This is a genomic window from Halioglobus sp. HI00S01, from assembly GCF_001635445.1.
GTDB lineage: Bacteria > Pseudomonadota > Gammaproteobacteria > Pseudomonadales > Halieaceae > Halioglobus > Halioglobus japonicus.
This window is the reverse complement of record NZ_LWEE01000305.1, coordinates 1-1,370: the sequence shown is the minus strand read 5'-3', so window position 1 is coordinate 1,370 and position 1,370 is coordinate 1. Positions and strand designations below refer to the sequence as shown.

Annotated in this window: 2 protein-coding genes; both read left to right on the top strand. The window is 56.7% G+C overall.

The annotated features are described in order from the left end of the window. Positions 1 to 165 precede the first annotated feature (165 nt). The gene (locus A3709_RS24175; protein WP_066058706.1) at positions 166 to 510 is read left to right on the top strand and encodes a hypothetical protein; all 345 of its coding nucleotides are present in this window, start codon (positions 166 to 168) and stop codon (positions 508 to 510) included. Positions 511 to 527: 17 nt separating this feature from the next. Continuing rightward, positions 528 to 1,193: a reverse transcriptase/maturase family protein gene (locus A3709_RS19655; protein ID WP_066058701.1), complete on the top strand. Its 666-nt coding sequence runs from the start codon at positions 528 to 530 to the stop codon at positions 1,191 to 1,193. The last annotated feature ends 177 nt before the right edge of the window (positions 1,194 to 1,370 follow it).

Genomic DNA, 1,370 nt, shown 5'->3' with positions numbered 1-1,370 from the left:
GGCTTTATAGTCTCATAGATCATATCGCTCTGAGTACAGAGGAATAAAATCGCATATCTGTCGTTGCAGTCAGCGGACTTAAGACTGCACCCTGTCTCTGCGGGCAAATGGATCTATGCTGTTATAAGAGTCAACACGANGCCATTTGTGCGCTTGTAACGCCCTATGAATAGACCGCTCGAGTCAGCACTGCTTGACGCTATCGCCGATGACGCCACCATCGATGCAGCCTATGCCTGGCTCTGCCAGCAACGCCGTCGCTACCCAGCCAACGCCGATATTTGGCATCTGCGTTTTCATTGGCAGAGTCGTCGCCCCGAACTCATTGCGCAACTACGCAGCGGCGACTATCAATTCAGCCCGCAGCAGCGGCTGCTGAGTGCCAACGGCAAGCCCATCCACCTGTGGTGTGCCGAAGATGCCCTGGTACAGAAAGCGATGGCGATGGTACTGGGCTCAGCCTTGCCGGTCTCGCCGCGCTGTACTCATGTAAAGGCCAGGGTGGCCTGAAGGGGGCGCTGCGTTGGTTGCGCGCTAAACTGCCGCAGAATCAGTTTGTCTTTCGCTCCGACGTCAAGGGTTACTACGAGAACATCGACCACACCGTGTTGTTGCAACAGCTGGATGCGCTGGTGCCCGATAAAGCAGTGTTGCGGTTACTCACACAGGTCATTGGCCGCACAGTGGAATCGGGTGGCATCTTTAACGTCATCAAAAAAGGCATAGGCCGGGGCTCGCCCCTGAGCCCGCTGTTAGCGGCCATCTATCTCAAGCCATTGGATGATGTGATGGACCGCGCCGGCATCGCCTATGTGCGTTACATGGATGACTGGGTCATCATGACGCCTCGCCGTCACCAACTCAGGCGGGGTATTCGCCTGATCCAGCAGACCTTGCAGCAGCTCAAACTCAACACCCATCCAGACAAAACCTGGGTGGGCAAGATAGACCGGGGCTTTACGTTTCTGGGCTACCACCACACCCGTGCTGGCGTGACGCCAGCCAAAGACACCATCGCGCGCTTTCGTGAGCGAATCACCAAGCTTTATGAGCNAGGTGCGGGCCGAGCCCGCATTGGGGCCTACGCAACACGCTGGTGGCGTTGGGTGTGCGCAGGTTTACTCGGGACGCAGGTACTGGTCGAACAGAAGGCCCTCACCGGGGCCACGGGCAGACTGTCGCCCACACCGTGACGTGCCGTGAGGCGCTGTCGTTCATTGCTCGAAACAATAAAGGGGAAACCGATCGAAACATGGCGCAGATACTTGTGGGACCGCTCGAGTCCAACCGTTATCCGTAGCGTCTGTGCTGCCAAGAGATCGAGCGGATTCAAAGGGCGAATTCGATTTCCAATCATTACAAGAATCGAA